The organism is Paraburkholderia sp. LEh10, from assembly GCF_017814945.1.
Taxonomy (GTDB): Bacteria; Pseudomonadota; Gammaproteobacteria; order Burkholderiales; family Burkholderiaceae; genus Paraburkholderia.
This window is the reverse complement of record NZ_JAGIPX010000113.1, coordinates 1-15,922: the sequence shown is the minus strand read 5'-3', so window position 1 is coordinate 15,922 and position 15,922 is coordinate 1. Positions and strand designations below refer to the sequence as shown.

Below are 15,922 nucleotides of genomic sequence, written 5' to 3'. Positions count from 1 at the left end.
GTACCGGTTTGCCGGAACGGCGTTACGGGTACGGGTACGACGCATTGGGCCGGCGCACGGCAAAGTACCAGATCGACCCGGACGGGCAGCGGCATTCGTACGTGCGTTTCCTGTGGGACGGCATGCGCATGGTGCAGGAGGTGCGCGCGAACGGCGACGCAAGCCTGTACCTGTACAACGGTGCGGGCAGCTACGAACCGTTGGCGAGGCTGGATGACAAACATGACTCATCGACGCAGAGCATCCTGTACTACCATACAGACATCAACGGCGCACCGGAGGAACTGACAGACGCAAACGGCGAGATCGTGTGGTCCATGCAGTACCAGGTGTGGGGCAACACGGTAGTCGAGACGGCAGTCGAGGAATACAGGCCGCAGCAGAATCTGAGATTCCAGGGGCAATACCTTGATCGGGAAACCGGACTGCATTACAACCTGTTCCGGTATTATGATCCCGACAACGGTCGCTTCATTAGTCCAGATCCGATTGGGCTGGCGGGCGGGTTTAACGTCTATCAGTATGCGCCGGATCCGATCAGCTGGATTGATCCGTGGGGGTTGTCGTGTGTCCCGACGAAAAAAGGAAGAATTAAGGCAGCAGGCTTGCCTACGAAAGGCAGAATCCGTTACGTGCCCCCAAAGAATTGGGAACCGACAATGCCGCTTCCCAAAGCAAATAATGGGTATCTAGATCGATTCGGAAATGTCTGGAAGAAGGGACCATCGAGGACTGTTGGTGAGCCATTCGAATGGGATGTCCAACTTTCAGGAACTGGGAAGAGCCAGATCGGCTGGGCAACTCGTGATGGGTCTCATGCAAACGTATCGTTGGGCGGAGAAATAACACACAAATGAATATTATTCTGGTTGTTAATTTCTTTCTTTCTGCCAAATCGAATCAGGCAAAAGAAAAGATTGAAAACAGGATCAAATCGCATCTTGACAAAAATGTCATGCAACTAATTTGTTGTAACGTTGAGTCAGGAGTGGAGCTTCGCGGCTATTGTGAATCTTGGGAGCAAGCTTTATATGGATTTTTAAAGATATGCCAGTCTATGGGGCAGCAATGGGTGTTGACTGGAGATATAGAATTTGAGTTTAGCGCGTGGACAAATCACCCCACAATCGTGGGAGTGGAGTCTATTGGCGTAAGTGCTGAGAATCCAAATTTCAAAAAGGCCGAATAAAAATCTCGCTATAAAAAAGGACCGCTTGCTGCGGCCCTTCGTTCGTCTACTCCGCAGTAATAGTCAGTCGCCCGTGTTCGACATGGATTCTGACGCGCTGCCCTGCTTCGAAGCCTGCGTGCTCGATCCACCGCCCGGCGAGTTTCATCCACGGATAAAGCGGCGGCACGGTGCGGCTTCGCCAGTTGCGCCGGTAGCGCTGCGACTGCTGGATGGTCACGAAGCGTTCCGTGACGGATGGACGTGCTTTAAGATTGGCGTCAGCCATGATCAACTCCTGGTGTGAGTTGGTGGTGGTCAGCGGGCGGTGAGTGTTGACGCACTCACCGCCCGCGCTTCGTTTACTGCGCTACCTCTCCTTCCTTTACTGCTGCGCCTGCGCGAGCACGGCTTCGAGCATCTGCGCGACGAACTGCTGCTTGGCCCTGGGTAGCTGCGCAATGGCTTCGATGTGCTTCTGCCATCGCGGCATGGGACCGCGTTTGCGTGGTGAGCTATCGGGCTCGCCGAACAGTTCCTCCAGCGAAACCGACAGGGTTCGCGCCACAACCGGCAGCGCCGAGACCGGAATGCGCCTGCGCCCTACCTCATACGACTGATAGGTTTGCTGGGACACACCCAGTGTCTCGGCGAGCTTGACCTGCGTGATGTTGCGCGTCTTGCGGAACTGGGCAATGCGTTCGCCCAGGGCGATAAAAAACGCACGCTCATCGTCGGTGATAGACATGGCTGATGTCGGAACTTCATGTGTGAAGACAGCCACAAGATACCCCCGGTTCTACAAAACAATGTCCAGTATACTTCAAAACGAAGTATACTGGCCGTGAGTTATTTTTATGCAAACCCCCTTGACAGGGTTTTAGCCAAAGGACGGTTTATGGCCCGCATCCCCGAATCCGAGCTTGAGCGCATGAAGGCCGAGGTATCGGTCGAGCAGCTCGTGCGCGCGCACGGCATCGAGCTTGGGAAGTCGGGCAAGGACTGGCGTGGCCGGTGTCCGTTCCATGACGATTCCACGCCGTCGCTGGTGGTGACGCCGTCGAAGAACCTGTGGCACTGCTTTGGCTGCGGGCTCGGCGGTGGTCCGGTGGACTGGGCGATGAAGGCGAACGGCATCTCGTTCCGTCACGCGGTGGAGCTGCTGCGCGAAGGCATTTCCTCTTTAGCGGCTAAAGCCGGGACGGCGCATTCCACGGTGCGCGCACTGCCCTCGCCGGTGTCGGCGGGCGCGGACGATGCGGCGCTGCTGGAGCAGGTGGTGGATTACTACCATCAGACGCTGAAGAACTCGCCCGAGGCGATGGCCTACCTGGAGAAGCGCGGCATTGCGGGCGCGGTGGATCACTTCCGGCTGGGCTATGCGAACCGGACGCTGGGGCTGCGGCTGCCCGAGAAAAACCGTCAGGCGGGTGCGGCGATGCGCGCGCGGTTGCAGTCGGTGGGGGTGCTGCGCGAGAGCGGGCATGAGCACCTGAACGGATGCGTGGTGTTTCCGTGGTTCGATGAGTCAGGCCACGTGGCGGGCCTGTACGGGCGCAAGATACTGGACAACCTGCGCCCGGGCACGGCGTACCACCTGTACCTGCCGGGAGCGCATCGGGGCGTGTTCAATGCGCAGGGATTGCGCGGGCAGAAGGAAGTGATCCTGTGCGAGTCGATCATCGATGCGCTGACGTTCTGGTGTGCGGGCTATACGAACGTGACAGCGTCGTTCGGCGCGGAAGGGTTGACGGCGGATCATCTGACGCTGTTCGAGGCGGAGCGTATTGAGCGCATCGTGTTTGCATACGATAACGATCAGGCGGGACGCGAGGCGATGGACCGGCAGGTCGGGCGGCTGATGGTGAAGGGATTCGGGTGCTATCGCATCCGGTTTCCGCACGAGCTGGATGCGAATGCGTATGCGCTGAAGGTGAGGCCGGCGGAGAAGAGTCTGGGCGTGCTGGTGCGGCGTGCGGAGTGGCTGGGCAATGGCGTTGCGCCGCCGCGTGAGGTGGCGATGCCGTTGCGATCGGGGGAGGTGCTGGGAGGACGCGATGACGCGGCGCTAACCGCTGCACCTGAAGCGGCCCCCTCTTTAGCCGCTAAAGCAGTGCGCTCTGTGCCGCTGCTGGCGGCGGCTGAAGCGCTCGCGCCGTCGCTCGATATCGCATGCGAAGTGAGCGACGCGGAAATCGTGTTTACGTTTGGCGCGGTGCGCTACCGCGTGCGCGGGTTCGACGCGAAGGCCACGGCAACGGCGGGCGCGTTGAAGGTCAATGTACTGGCCAGTGCTGGCGAGCTGTTCCACGTCGATACGTTTGATCTTTACCACGCGAAGGCGCGGGCCAGTTACATCGCGCGGGCCGCGGCGGAATTGCGGGTGAAGGAAGAGACGGTGAAGGCCGATCTGGGGCGCATGCTGCTGAAGCTGGAGATGTTGCAGTCGGCGGTTGATGTGCCGGTGTCATCGGCACAGGCAATGACGGCCGATGAAAAACGCGCGGCGCTGGCGTTGCTGCGCACACCCGATCTGCCTGGGCGGATCGTGTCGGACTTCGCGGCGTGTGGCGTGGTGGGTGAAGAGACGAACAAACTCGTCGGCTATCTGGCGGCGGTGTCGCGCAAGCTCGATACGCCGCTGGCGGTGGTGATCCAGAGCTCGAGTGCGGCGGGCAAGAGTTCACTCATGGATGCCGTGCTCGCGTTCGTGCCGGAAGAGGAGCGGATCAAATACTCGGCCATGACGGGCCAGAGCCTCTTTTACATGGGCGAGACGAACCTGAAACACAAGGTGCTGGCGATCTGCGAGGAGGAAGGCGCGAGTCGCGCCGCGTATGCGCTGAAGCTGTTGCAAAGCGATGGTGAACTGACGATTGCGTCCACGGGCAAGGATGCGAATACAGGCAACCTGGTGACGCAGGAATACCGCGTGGAGGGGCCGGTGTCGATCATGCTGACGACGACGGCCATCGAGATCGATGAAGAGTTATTGAACCGCTGCCTGATCCTGACAGTGGACGAAGGTCGCGAGCAGACCGAGGCGATTCATCGTTTGCAGAGGCACAAGCGCACGCTCGACGGACTGAAGCTGAAGGCGCAGAAGGAACAGATTCTGGCGGTGCATCGCAACGCGCAGCGGTTGCTGAAACCGCTGGCGGTGGTGAACCCGTATGCGGACCAGCTCACGTTCCTGTCGGATCGCACGCGCACGCGGCGCGACCATGAAAAATACCTGACGCTGATCGACACGATTGCGCTGCTGCACCAGCATCAGCGGGAGGTGAAAACGGTGCGGCACGCGGGCGCTGAGCTCGCGTATATCGAGGTGACGCTGGCCGACATTGAACACGCGAACCGGATCGTGCATGAGGTGCTGGGTCGCTCGCTGGACGAGTTGCCGCCGGTGACGCGGCGGGTGCTGGCGCAGATTGCGGCAGCGGTGAACGCGAAGCCGTTGCCGCGTGAGTCGGTGAGGTTCAGCCGGCGCGAAGTTCGGGAGTGGACGGGACTGGGCGATACGCCATTGCGCAAGCATCTTGAGCGGCTGGTCGATCTGGAATACCTGCTCACGCATCGCGGCCGGCGTGGCCAGAGCTTCGAATACGAACTGATCCATGACGGCGACGGCAGCGATGCCACGCATCTGTCGGGCCTGCTGGATACAGATACGATTCGAAGTTCGCTCCCCCATGAGGGCGGGTTCGCCCCCGGTTCGCTCCATCAACGCTCCGTCAAAACGCCCCCTTCGCTCACGGCACGGCATGCCGCTGAGACCGATGGCGCAAGCGTGAGCGGGAATGCACCGATTAACGGAGCAAAAACGCCTGTTCCTGCACATAAAAAAACAGGTGTCACCGCCGGACCATCGTACCCGCAGGAGGCCACGTCATGAGCTACCAGCCGGTGCGGCCGAACAAACGGGTGCGTGGGCGCAGGATGGCGGCTTACAGCCGTCGCGTCTCCCGCACGAATCCGGATGCAGAGATGCCGTCGACGTGGGCGGCGTACCTGCACGCGCACGCCGAATGGCTGCGGATGATGGCGTACTCGGAGACGACGGTGAAGGCCGGGCACAATGCGCTGGTGGACTTCGTGCGGTGGTGTGCGCTGCGATCGATCGACAGGCCGCAGCAGCTGACGCTGAAGGTGCTGGAGCAGTACCAGCGTTCGCTGTTCCTGTACCGCAAGGCGAGCGGCGAGCCGTTGAGCACGGGTGGTCAGGTGCAGCGGTTGCAGACGCTCAAACGCTTCGGCCGATGGCTTGCGCGTGAGGGCTATCTGCCGTTCAATCCGGCCTCCGAACTGTCGATGCCACGCATGGGGCAGCGCCTTCCGCGCTCGATCCTGTCGGTGGCGGAGATCGGGCGCATGCTGGCACAGGCCGACGTGATGACGCCGACGGGTTTGCGTAACCGGGCCATCGTGGAAGTGCTTTACTCGACGGGTTTGCGACGCTCGGAGATGGCGGGACTGTCAACGCATGACGTCGATCACGCGCGGCGGCTGGTGATGGTGCGCGAGGGTAAAGGACGACGTGACCGGCTGGTGCCGATCGGCAAACGGGCGTTGGGCTGGCTCGACCGGTATGTACTCGAAGCGCGCGAAGAACTGACAACAGGCGGTCATCAGGCGATGTGGGTGACGGACTTCGGCGAGCCGATGGACGCGTCGTACCTGGCGCATATCGTGAAACGGATGATGGAGAGCGCCGGCATACGGAAGACCGGTTCGTGTCATCTGCTGCGCCACGCGATGGCTACGCACATGCTGGATAACGGAGCCGATACGCGGTTCATCCAGGCGATGCTGGGTCACGCGTCGCTGTCGAGCACGCAGATCTACACGATGGTGTCGGTCGAGAAGCTCAAACAGATCCACGCGGTGACGCACCCGGCGCGGGCCGATGGCGTGATGCAGGAGCCGGAGTATGAGGATGACGGCGAAGTGGCCGATGCCGTTTCCCTGCTCGCGGCTATCGACGCCGAAGCGGCTGAGGATGCGTCAGAAGAAAGTGATGAACGATAAAAGGCACAAGCGGCCTTCGGCCGTGAACCTGGAGGGCCGGGGGTAAATCGGCCTGCGGCCGATTGAACATAACGCCGGGAAATTAGCAACGGCCGGCGGGCCGTTGCCATCAGTTCGCCCGCCGCTGCTGCGGCAACGGCCCGCCGGCCGTTGCTAATTTGCGCTATGTCTGGCGCCCCCGGCCCGCCGGGTGCGCGTTGCGCACACAAGAAAGTCAGGGCCATAAACCGGCCATGATCCTGGAACACGAACAAAGGCATATCCAGCGCGCTGCGCGCGAGGGTCAACGGCCCCCGCCCACCCGGTCGTCTGCTGCGCCCGGGCTGCGGCCCTGCGGGCCTTCGCTTCCGTGCTCGCAGCCGTCCTCCCGTCCGCCCCCATGGGGCTCCCTCTTTAGCCGCCTTCGGCGGAAATCAAAAGCAACAACAAAACCCAAAGCGTGCTTCGCATGCGGTGCAAGCCGCCGAGTCGTCTTGCACCGCATGGCTGAGCGTAGAACCCCGTGGCCGTCAAGGCCAGGCCCTGCGGGCGCGCTGCGCGCGGCCTTGACGGGGTTCGCGCTGGAGCAGGTACACGACGGCGATCGCGGTCATGGAGCGGTAGTGCACACACGCCCTGTTCCGCCGGGTTTGCCGCCGGCCTGCGGCCGCCGTCAAACCCGGCGGCTCGACGATGCTTCGTGCTCCCGATGATCGGCTAGAATCGCCTCTGGGGAAAAATTCTGCCCCACGGAGGTGGCGAAGGCTGAAAGGCTTGCTGGATAAGGGAAAGCGGCCGATGCGCGGGGCGGATGCGTCAGGGTAAAATGTTTATCAGTATGCGCCGGATCCGATCAGCTGGATTGATCCGTGGGGGTTGTCGTGTGTCCCGACGAAAAAAGGAAGAATTAAGGCAGCAGGCTTGCCTACGAAAGGCAGAATCCGTTACGTGCCCCCAAAGAATTGGGAACCGACAATGCCGCTTCCCAAAGCAAATAATGGGTATCTAGATCGATTCGGAAATGTCTGGAAGAAGGGACCATCGAGGACTGTTGGTGAGCCATTCGAATGGGATGTCCAACTTTCAGGAACTGGGAAGAGCCAGATCGGCTGGGCAACTCGTGATGGGTCTCATGCAAACGTATCGTTGGGCGGAGAAATAACACACAAATGAATATTATTCTGGTTGTTAATTTCTTTCTTTCTGCCAAATCGAATCAGGCAAAAGAAAAGATTGAAAACAGGATCAAATCGCATCTTGACAAAAATGTCATGCAACTAATTTGTTGTAACGTTGAGTCAGGAGTGGAGCTTCGCGGCTATTGTGAATCTTGGGAGCAAGCTTTATATGGATTTTTAAAGATATGCCAGTCTATGGGGCAGCAATGGGTGTTGACTGGAGATATAGAATTTGAGTTTAGCGCGTGGACAAATCACCCCACAATCGTGGGAGTGGAGTCTATTGGCGTAAGTGCTGAGAATCCAAATTTCAAAAAGGCCGAATAAAAATCTCGCTATAAAAAAGGACCGCTTGCTGCGGCCCTTCGTTCGTCTACTCCGCAGTAATAGTCAGTCGCCCGTGTTCGACATGGATTCTGACGCGCTGCCCTGCTTCGAAGCCTGCGTGCTCGATCCACCGCCCGGCGAGTTTCATCCACGGATAAAGCGGCGGCACGGTGCGGCTTCGCCAGTTGCGCCGGTAGCGCTGCGACTGCTGGATGGTCACGAAGCGTTCCGTGACGGATGGACGTGCTTTAAGATTGGCGTCAGCCATGATCAACTCCTGGTGTGAGTTGGTGGTGGTCAGCGGGCGGTGAGTGTTGACGCACTCACCGCCCGCGCTTCGTTTACTGCGCTACCTCTCCTTCCTTTACTGCTGCGCCTGCGCGAGCACGGCTTCGAGCATCTGCGCGACGAACTGCTGCTTGGCCCTGGGTAGCTGCGCAATGGCTTCGATGTGCTTCTGCCATCGCGGCATGGGACCGCGTTTGCGTGGTGAGCTATCGGGCTCGCCGAACAGTTCCTCCAGCGAAACCGACAGGGTTCGCGCCACAACCGGCAGCGCCGAGACCGGAATGCGCCTGCGCCCTACCTCATACGACTGATAGGTTTGCTGGGACACACCCAGTGTCTCGGCGAGCTTGACCTGCGTGATGTTGCGCGTCTTGCGGAACTGGGCAATGCGTTCGCCCAGGGCGATAAAAAACGCACGCTCATCGTCGGTGATAGACATGGCTGATGTCGGAACTTCATGTGTGAAGACAGCCACAAGATACCCCCGGTTCTACAAAACAATGTCCAGTATACTTCAAAACGAAGTATACTGGCCGTGAGTTATTTTTATGCAAACCCCCTTGACAGGGTTTTAGCCAAAGGACGGTTTATGGCCCGCATCCCCGAATCCGAGCTTGAGCGCATGAAGGCCGAGGTATCGGTCGAGCAGCTCGTGCGCGCGCACGGCATCGAGCTTGGGAAGTCGGGCAAGGACTGGCGTGGCCGGTGTCCGTTCCATGACGATTCCACGCCGTCGCTGGTGGTGACGCCGTCGAAGAACCTGTGGCACTGCTTTGGCTGCGGGCTCGGCGGTGGTCCGGTGGACTGGGCGATGAAGGCGAACGGCATCTCGTTCCGTCACGCGGTGGAGCTGCTGCGCGAAGGCATTTCCTCTTTAGCGGCTAAAGCCGGGACGGCGCATTCCACGGTGCGCGCACTGCCCTCGCCGGTGTCGGCGGGCGCGGACGATGCGGCGCTGCTGGAGCAGGTGGTGGATTACTACCATCAGACGCTGAAGAACTCGCCCGAGGCGATGGCCTACCTGGAGAAGCGCGGCATTGCGGGCGCGGTGGATCACTTCCGGCTGGGCTATGCGAACCGGACGCTGGGGCTGCGGCTGCCCGAGAAAAACCGTCAGGCGGGTGCGGCGATGCGCGCGCGGTTGCAGTCGGTGGGGGTGCTGCGCGAGAGCGGGCATGAGCACCTGAACGGATGCGTGGTGTTTCCGTGGTTCGATGAGTCAGGCCACGTGGCGGGCCTGTACGGGCGCAAGATACTGGACAACCTGCGCCCGGGCACGGCGTACCACCTGTACCTGCCGGGAGCGCATCGGGGCGTGTTCAATGCGCAGGGATTGCGCGGGCAGAAGGAAGTGATCCTGTGCGAGTCGATCATCGATGCGCTGACGTTCTGGTGTGCGGGCTATACGAACGTGACAGCGTCGTTCGGCGCGGAAGGGTTGACGGCGGATCATCTGACGCTGTTCGAGGCGGAGCGTATTGAGCGCATCGTGTTTGCATACGATAACGATCAGGCGGGACGCGAGGCGATGGACCGGCAGGTCGGGCGGCTGATGGTGAAGGGATTCGGGTGCTATCGCATCCGGTTTCCGCACGAGCTGGATGCGAATGCGTATGCGCTGAAGGTGAGGCCGGCGGAGAAGAGTCTGGGCGTGCTGGTGCGGCGTGCGGAGTGGCTGGGCAATGGCGTTGCGCCGCCGCGTGAGGTGGCGATGCCGTTGCGATCGGGGGAGGTGCTGGGAGGACGCGATGACGCGGCGCTAACCGCTGCACCTGAAGCGGCCCCCTCTTTAGCCGCTAAAGCAGTGCGCTCTGTGCCGCTGCTGGCGGCGGCTGAAGCGCTCGCGCCGTCGCTCGATATCGCATGCGAAGTGAGCGACGCGGAAATCGTGTTTACGTTTGGCGCGGTGCGCTACCGCGTGCGCGGGTTCGACGCGAAGGCCACGGCAACGGCGGGCGCGTTGAAGGTCAATGTACTGGCCAGTGCTGGCGAGCTGTTCCACGTCGATACGTTTGATCTTTACCACGCGAAGGCGCGGGCCAGTTACATCGCGCGGGCCGCGGCGGAATTGCGGGTGAAGGAAGAGACGGTGAAGGCCGATCTGGGGCGCATGCTGCTGAAGCTGGAGATGTTGCAGTCGGCGGTTGATGTGCCGGTGTCATCGGCACAGGCAATGACGGCCGATGAAAAACGCGCGGCGCTGGCGTTGCTGCGCACACCCGATCTGCCTGGGCGGATCGTGTCGGACTTCGCGGCGTGTGGCGTGGTGGGTGAAGAGACGAACAAACTCGTCGGCTATCTGGCGGCGGTGTCGCGCAAGCTCGATACGCCGCTGGCGGTGGTGATCCAGAGCTCGAGTGCGGCGGGCAAGAGTTCACTCATGGATGCCGTGCTCGCGTTCGTGCCGGAAGAGGAGCGGATCAAATACTCGGCCATGACGGGCCAGAGCCTCTTTTACATGGGCGAGACGAACCTGAAACACAAGGTGCTGGCGATCTGCGAGGAGGAAGGCGCGAGTCGCGCCGCGTATGCGCTGAAGCTGTTGCAAAGCGATGGTGAACTGACGATTGCGTCCACGGGCAAGGATGCGAATACAGGCAACCTGGTGACGCAGGAATACCGCGTGGAGGGGCCGGTGTCGATCATGCTGACGACGACGGCCATCGAGATCGATGAAGAGTTATTGAACCGCTGCCTGATCCTGACAGTGGACGAAGGTCGCGAGCAGACCGAGGCGATTCATCGTTTGCAGAGGCACAAGCGCACGCTCGACGGACTGAAGCTGAAGGCGCAGAAGGAACAGATTCTGGCGGTGCATCGCAACGCGCAGCGGTTGCTGAAACCGCTGGCGGTGGTGAACCCGTATGCGGACCAGCTCACGTTCCTGTCGGATCGCACGCGCACGCGGCGCGACCATGAAAAATACCTGACGCTGATCGACACGATTGCGCTGCTGCACCAGCATCAGCGGGAGGTGAAAACGGTGCGGCACGCGGGCGCTGAGCTCGCGTATATCGAGGTGACGCTGGCCGACATTGAACACGCGAACCGGATCGTGCATGAGGTGCTGGGTCGCTCGCTGGACGAGTTGCCGCCGGTGACGCGGCGGGTGCTGGCGCAGATTGCGGCAGCGGTGAACGCGAAGCCGTTGCCGCGTGAGTCGGTGAGGTTCAGCCGGCGCGAAGTTCGGGAGTGGACGGGACTGGGCGATACGCCATTGCGCAAGCATCTTGAGCGGCTGGTCGATCTGGAATACCTGCTCACGCATCGCGGCCGGCGTGGCCAGAGCTTCGAATACGAACTGATCCATGACGGCGACGGCAGCGATGCCACGCATCTGTCGGGCCTGCTGGATACAGATACGATTCGAAGTTCGCTCCCCCATGAGGGCGGGTTCGCCCCCGGTTCGCTCCATCAACGCTCCGTCAAAACGCCCCCTTCGCTCACGGCACGGCATGCCGCTGAGACCGATGGCGCAAGCGTGAGCGGGAATGCACCGATTAACGGAGCAAAAACGCCTGTTCCTGCACATAAAAAAACAGGTGTCACCGCCGGACCATCGTACCCGCAGGAGGCCACGTCATGAGCTACCAGCCGGTGCGGCCGAACAAACGGGTGCGTGGGCGCAGGATGGCGGCTTACAGCCGTCGCGTCTCCCGCACGAATCCGGATGCAGAGATGCCGTCGACGTGGGCGGCGTACCTGCACGCGCACGCCGAATGGCTGCGGATGATGGCGTACTCGGAGACGACGGTGAAGGCCGGGCACAATGCGCTGGTGGACTTCGTGCGGTGGTGTGCGCTGCGATCGATCGACAGGCCGCAGCAGCTGACGCTGAAGGTGCTGGAGCAGTACCAGCGTTCGCTGTTCCTGTACCGCAAGGCGAGCGGCGAGCCGTTGAGCACGGGTGGTCAGGTGCAGCGGTTGCAGACGCTCAAACGCTTCGGCCGATGGCTTGCGCGTGAGGGCTATCTGCCGTTCAATCCGGCCTCCGAACTGTCGATGCCACGCATGGGGCAGCGCCTTCCGCGCTCGATCCTGTCGGTGGCGGAGATCGGGCGCATGCTGGCACAGGCCGACGTGATGACGCCGACGGGTTTGCGTAACCGGGCCATCGTGGAAGTGCTTTACTCGACGGGTTTGCGACGCTCGGAGATGGCGGGACTGTCAACGCATGACGTCGATCACGCGCGGCGGCTGGTGATGGTGCGCGAGGGTAAAGGACGACGTGACCGGCTGGTGCCGATCGGCAAACGGGCGTTGGGCTGGCTCGACCGGTATGTACTCGAAGCGCGCGAAGAACTGACAACAGGCGGTCATCAGGCGATGTGGGTGACGGACTTCGGCGAGCCGATGGACGCGTCGTACCTGGCGCATATCGTGAAACGGATGATGGAGAGCGCCGGCATACGGAAGACCGGTTCGTGTCATCTGCTGCGCCACGCGATGGCTACGCACATGCTGGATAACGGAGCCGATACGCGGTTCATCCAGGCGATGCTGGGTCACGCGTCGCTGTCGAGCACGCAGATCTACACGATGGTGTCGGTCGAGAAGCTCAAACAGATCCACGCGGTGACGCACCCGGCGCGGGCCGATGGCGTGATGCAGGAGCCGGAGTATGAGGATGACGGCGAAGTGGCCGATGCCGTTTCCCTGCTCGCGGCTATCGACGCCGAAGCGGCTGAGGATGCGTCAGAAGAAAGTGATGAACGATAAAAGGCACAAGCGGCCTTCGGCCGTGAACCTGGAGGGCCGGGGGTAAATCGGCCTGCGGCCGATTGAACATAACGCCGGGAAATTAGCAACGGCCGGCGGGCCGTTGCCATCAGTTCGCCCGCCGCTGCTGCGGCAACGGCCCGCCGGCCGTTGCTAATTTGCGCTATGTCTGGCGCCCCCGGCCCGCCGGGTGCGCGTTGCGCACACAAGAAAGTCAGGGCCATAAACCGGCCATGATCCTGGAACACGAACAAAGGCATATCCAGCGCGCTGCGCGCGAGGGTCAACGGCCCCCGCCCACCCGGTCGTCTGCTGCGCCCGGGCTGCGGCCCTGCGGGCCTTCGCTTCCGTGCTCGCAGCCGTCCTCCCGTCCGCCCCCATGGGGCTCCCTCTTTAGCCGCCTTCGGCGGAAATCAAAAGCAACAACAAAACCCAAAGCGTGCTTCGCATGCGGTGCAAGCCGCCGAGTCGTCTTGCACCGCATGGCTGAGCGTAGAACCCCGTGGCCGTCAAGGCCAGGCCCTGCGGGCGCGCTGCGCGCGGCCTTGACGGGGTTCGCGCTGGAGCAGGTACACGACGGCGATCGCGGTCATGGAGCGGTAGTGCACACACGCCCTGTTCCGCCGGGTTTGCCGCCGGCCTGCGGCCGCCGTCAAACCCGGCGGCTCGACGATGCTTCGTGCTCCCGATGATCGGCTAGAATCGCCTCTGGGGAAAAATTCTGCCCCACGGAGGTGGCGAAGGCTGAAAGGCTTGCTGGATAAGGGAAAGCGGCCGATGCGCGGGGCGGATGCGTCAGGGTAAAATGTTTATCAGTATGCGCCGGATCCGATCAGCTGGATTGATCCGTGGGGGTTGTCGTGTTCGGACACGACATCGCCAACTCGAAAAAATGGCGGAAGTCTTACAGAGCCACAATTGCCGCCGAAAACAATAGTTAAGGAAAACGGCGTTGAGATCGTTCACTACACGCGGAGCGGAGATCATGGACCAGCCCATCTTCATGTAAAGGGTGGTGGGCCAGAAACGAAAATTGGTCAAGCCGGAAAACCAATTGAAGGATCGCCGGAACTCACCTCTGCTCAGAGAACGGTCGTGGAAAACAACCAAACTATCATACGGAGATCCGTCGATAGGATACAGCGATGGTTTAGGTTTAACCAAACCTAGAGAGAAGGCTTATGAATGTTGAGTCTGGATTTATTTGGGTATTCGTTGGTGAGGGGGCTCGATTTCCGTCCGGCGTATTTACAGTTTTGGACGTGGCGAAAGCATGGATTGCATCGAATCAGTTGACGGGAGTTCTGACAAGATATCCGTTAAATGAAGGCGTGTATGATTGGGCTACCTCGCATGGATTATTTACACCCAAGAAGCCTGAACACAGTTCTCCATTTTTTATAGGCAAATTTACTATAGCCAGCATGGAACACTTTCACTTTGAAAATGGATTAATGGACTAAAGAGGATGGGCTGATGTGACAACCCCTGCAGCCCATCCTCTTACTTTATTCGGCGGTAATAGTCAGTCGCCCGTGTTCGACGTTGATTCTCACGCGCTGCCCTGCTTCAAAACCTGCGTGCTCAATCCACCGCCCTGCAAGCTTCATCCACGGATAAAGCGGCGGCACGGTTCGACTTCGCCAGTTGCGCCGGCAGCGTTGCGACTGCTGGATGGTCACGAAGCGTTCCGTGACGGGGGAGCGTACTTTAAGATTGGCGTCAGCCATGATCAACTCCTGCTGTGAGTTGGTTGTGGTCAGCGAGCCGCATGGGTTGCCGCCCATGCGGCTCGCGCTTTTACAGCATCAGAATCCTTTCTTTTAGTGGCCAGCGGAGCGTCGCGTGGCTACCTTCTTCGCAGCCGGTGCGGCGAGTCGCGCCGAATCCCAACGCCTCGTCTGGTACTTGATGATGAGGCTGTCCATCACTTCCCTGATGACCGCGCGCTCCTCGTCGGAGAGCTGGCGCACGGCTTCAAACTGCAAGGCCAGATCGCCAGAAGGGGCGCGCTCTCCTTCTTCAAAAAGTAGCTGATCGGTCGAAACCGCAAAGGTTCGCGCAAGCTTGCGCAGGACATCGGCGGACGGTTCAGCGGAGCCAGCCTCATAACGCTTGATCTGCTGGACATGAATGCCGACGGCGTCAGCCAGACCTTGCTCGGTGAGGCCGCGATCTTTGCGCAGGGCGATCAGTCGTGCGGAAAAGCTCATCGTGGCGAAGGCGAAGAGAAGTGACGCCATGATGGTAAGCCTCCGTTTTTACTGTTCCTGATGCTTGAAACATTTTAGCTACTAAAATAGTATCAGTATGCGCCGGATCCGATCGCGTGGATTGATCCACTGGGGTTGTCGTGTGATCTGACAGGGCATAGAAAAGACCATATTCTCAATCGACATAAGTTTGGCGCAGGAAAACCAGGAAAAACGGAGTTTCCTGCTCATTGGAGTGATGCTGATATTTTGCGGCACGTGTCAGATGTTGCTACGGACCCCAAATCTACCTGGGGGTCGGAAAGTGGAATTCGCCTTATGCGATTGGCGTTCGAGACGGCGTCGAGATACGGGTAGATTTTTACCCTTCAACACATCCGACTTATGCCGGTCAGATTTCCACCGCCTATCCGATTAATGTGGCACCCAACCCGCCGTGAGGAATAAATGCAAGAATAGATTGATTATTTTTTTGTCAAGAATAGGCTGGTAGTGCTTCTTGAAAAGTATGAAGCCGTGCTGGACGATGAGACATTGGAGTCCGTACGCCATTTTATTGAGCATGACGAATATGAAATGGCGTACGAGGGTTTATTTATCGAGTTAATGAAAGTCCATTTCAATCCACAAGATATTGATATGGAAGGGTGTCTGAGAATTGGAGAGTTACTTGGTTTGAGCCGGGAGAGTATCTTTGATGGCGACTTCTGGGTCCACCTTAAAAGCTATGTAGAAAGTAAGTGAAATAGCAAAGGGCCGCTAACGCGGCCCTTTGTTCATCGATTCGGCGGCAATGATTAGCCGCCCGTGTTCAACGTTGAACCTGGCACGCTGCCCCGGTGTGAGTCCAGCATGCTCGATCCAGCGCCCTGCCAGCTTCATCCACGGATAAAGCGGCGGAACGGTACGGCTTCGCCAGTTGTGAGGTCGGTCGGAATTACGACCCCGGACGGCGAACCACAGGAACCGGAAACCATCGCCTTCGCGTACGACGTGCTGGGCCAGTTGTTGGAGGAAACGAC

The 15,922-nt window shown here is 60.0% G+C and carries 18 protein-coding genes; 11 read left to right on the top strand and 7 right to left on the bottom strand.

The features are described from left to right. Positions 1-857: polymorphic toxin type 17 domain-containing protein (locus tag J8I87_RS45860; RefSeq protein WP_280923152.1), on the top strand; the 857-nt coding region annotated here is incomplete at its 5' end. Beyond that, complete coding sequence (locus J8I87_RS41460; RefSeq protein ID WP_209938303.1) at positions 854-1,189, top strand: hypothetical protein; 336 nt, start codon at positions 854-856, stop codon at positions 1,187-1,189. The genes J8I87_RS45860 and J8I87_RS41460, both read left to right, overlap by 4 nt. Positions 1,190-1,235: 46 nt before the next feature. On the opposite strand, the gene J8I87_RS41455 is transcribed toward J8I87_RS41460, so the two are convergent. Beyond that, positions 1,236-1,457, bottom strand: coding sequence for a SymE family type I addiction module toxin (locus J8I87_RS41455; RefSeq protein ID WP_209938302.1), 222 nt, complete (start codon positions 1,455-1,457; stop codon positions 1,236-1,238). Between the two features lie 96 nt (positions 1,458-1,553). Then, a complete protein-coding gene (locus tag J8I87_RS41450) occupies positions 1,554-1,916 on the bottom strand; it encodes a helix-turn-helix domain-containing protein (protein WP_209938301.1) in 363 nt (120 codons plus the stop codon). 150 nt (positions 1,917-2,066) lie between these two features. Between J8I87_RS41450 and J8I87_RS41445 the strand changes: the two genes are divergently transcribed. The 4 genes from J8I87_RS41445 to J8I87_RS41430 all read left to right on the top strand — a co-directional run bounded on the left by J8I87_RS41445 (position 2,067) and on the right by J8I87_RS41430 (position 7,680). Further along, positions 2,067-5,063 carry a CHC2 zinc finger domain-containing protein gene (locus tag J8I87_RS41445; protein ID WP_209938300.1) on the top strand — a complete coding sequence of 999 codons (2,997 nt, stop codon included), beginning with the start codon at positions 2,067-2,069 and terminating at the stop codon, positions 5,061-5,063. Then, positions 5,060-6,196, top strand: coding sequence for a site-specific tyrosine recombinase XerC (xerC, locus tag J8I87_RS41440; RefSeq protein WP_209938298.1), 1,137 nt, complete (start codon positions 5,060-5,062; stop codon positions 6,194-6,196). The genes J8I87_RS41445 and xerC (J8I87_RS41440) overlap by 4 nt, the downstream gene beginning before the upstream one ends. Before the next feature lie 855 nt (positions 6,197-7,051). Then, positions 7,052-7,348, top strand: a complete 297-nt coding sequence (locus J8I87_RS46550; protein WP_409518884.1) for a polymorphic toxin type 17 domain-containing protein — start codon at positions 7,052-7,054, stop codon at positions 7,346-7,348. After that, positions 7,345-7,680 (top strand): hypothetical protein, encoded by a 336-nt coding sequence (locus J8I87_RS41430; protein ID WP_209938303.1) that lies wholly within the window; start codon positions 7,345-7,347, stop codon positions 7,678-7,680. Before J8I87_RS46550 ends, J8I87_RS41430 begins: the two co-directional genes overlap by 4 nt. 46 nt (positions 7,681-7,726) lie before the next feature. On the opposite strand, the gene J8I87_RS41425 is transcribed toward J8I87_RS41430, so the two are convergent. Next, positions 7,727-7,948 carry a SymE family type I addiction module toxin gene (locus tag J8I87_RS41425; RefSeq protein WP_209938302.1) on the bottom strand — a complete coding sequence of 74 codons (222 nt, stop codon included), beginning with the start codon at positions 7,946-7,948 and terminating at the stop codon, positions 7,727-7,729. A gap of 96 nt (positions 7,949-8,044) precedes the next feature. Then, complete coding sequence (locus tag J8I87_RS41420; RefSeq protein ID WP_209938301.1) at positions 8,045-8,407, bottom strand: helix-turn-helix domain-containing protein; 363 nt, start codon at positions 8,405-8,407, stop codon at positions 8,045-8,047. 150 nt (positions 8,408-8,557) lie between these two features. Here J8I87_RS41420 and J8I87_RS41415 point away from each other — a divergent pair, with 150 nt between their 5' ends. From J8I87_RS41415 to J8I87_RS41405, 3 genes are all read left to right on the top strand, one after another. Continuing rightward, complete coding sequence (locus J8I87_RS41415) at positions 8,558-11,554, top strand: CHC2 zinc finger domain-containing protein (RefSeq protein ID WP_209938300.1); 2,997 nt, start codon at positions 8,558-8,560, stop codon at positions 11,552-11,554. Further along, complete coding sequence (gene xerC / locus J8I87_RS41410; protein WP_209938298.1) at positions 11,551-12,687, top strand: site-specific tyrosine recombinase XerC; 1,137 nt, start codon at positions 11,551-11,553, stop codon at positions 12,685-12,687. Before J8I87_RS41415 ends, xerC (J8I87_RS41410) begins: the two co-directional genes overlap by 4 nt. A 1,181-nt stretch (positions 12,688-13,868) precedes the next feature. Continuing rightward, positions 13,869-14,150 carry a hypothetical protein gene (locus tag J8I87_RS41405; protein WP_209938296.1) on the top strand — a complete coding sequence of 94 codons (282 nt, stop codon included), beginning with the start codon at positions 13,869-13,871 and terminating at the stop codon, positions 14,148-14,150. Between the two features lie 45 nt (positions 14,151-14,195). On the opposite strand, the gene J8I87_RS41400 is transcribed toward J8I87_RS41405, so the two are convergent. Together J8I87_RS41400 and J8I87_RS41395 are read right to left on the bottom strand one after the other, a co-directional pair. Then, positions 14,196-14,417, bottom strand: coding sequence for a SymE family type I addiction module toxin (locus tag J8I87_RS41400; RefSeq protein WP_209938294.1), 222 nt, complete (start codon positions 14,415-14,417; stop codon positions 14,196-14,198). Positions 14,418-14,510: 93 nt separating this feature from the next. Next, entirely contained in the window at positions 14,511-14,930 is a 420-nt protein-coding gene (locus J8I87_RS41395) for a helix-turn-helix domain-containing protein (RefSeq protein WP_245254556.1), read from the bottom strand. Between the two features lie 105 nt (positions 14,931-15,035). Here J8I87_RS41395 and J8I87_RS46545 point away from each other — a divergent pair, with 105 nt between their 5' ends. Next, entirely contained in the window at positions 15,036-15,257 is a 222-nt protein-coding gene (locus J8I87_RS46545; RefSeq protein WP_209938293.1) for an EndoU domain-containing protein, read from the top strand. Between the two features lie 135 nt (positions 15,258-15,392). Further along, entirely contained in the window at positions 15,393-15,644 is a 252-nt protein-coding gene (locus tag J8I87_RS41385) for a hypothetical protein (protein WP_209938292.1), read from the top strand. Between the two features lie 15 nt (positions 15,645-15,659). Here J8I87_RS41385 and J8I87_RS45400 read toward each other — a convergent pair. Further along, a partial coding sequence (locus J8I87_RS45400; protein WP_409518883.1) for a SymE family type I addiction module toxin occupies positions 15,660-15,922 on the bottom strand: 263 nt, incomplete at its 5' end.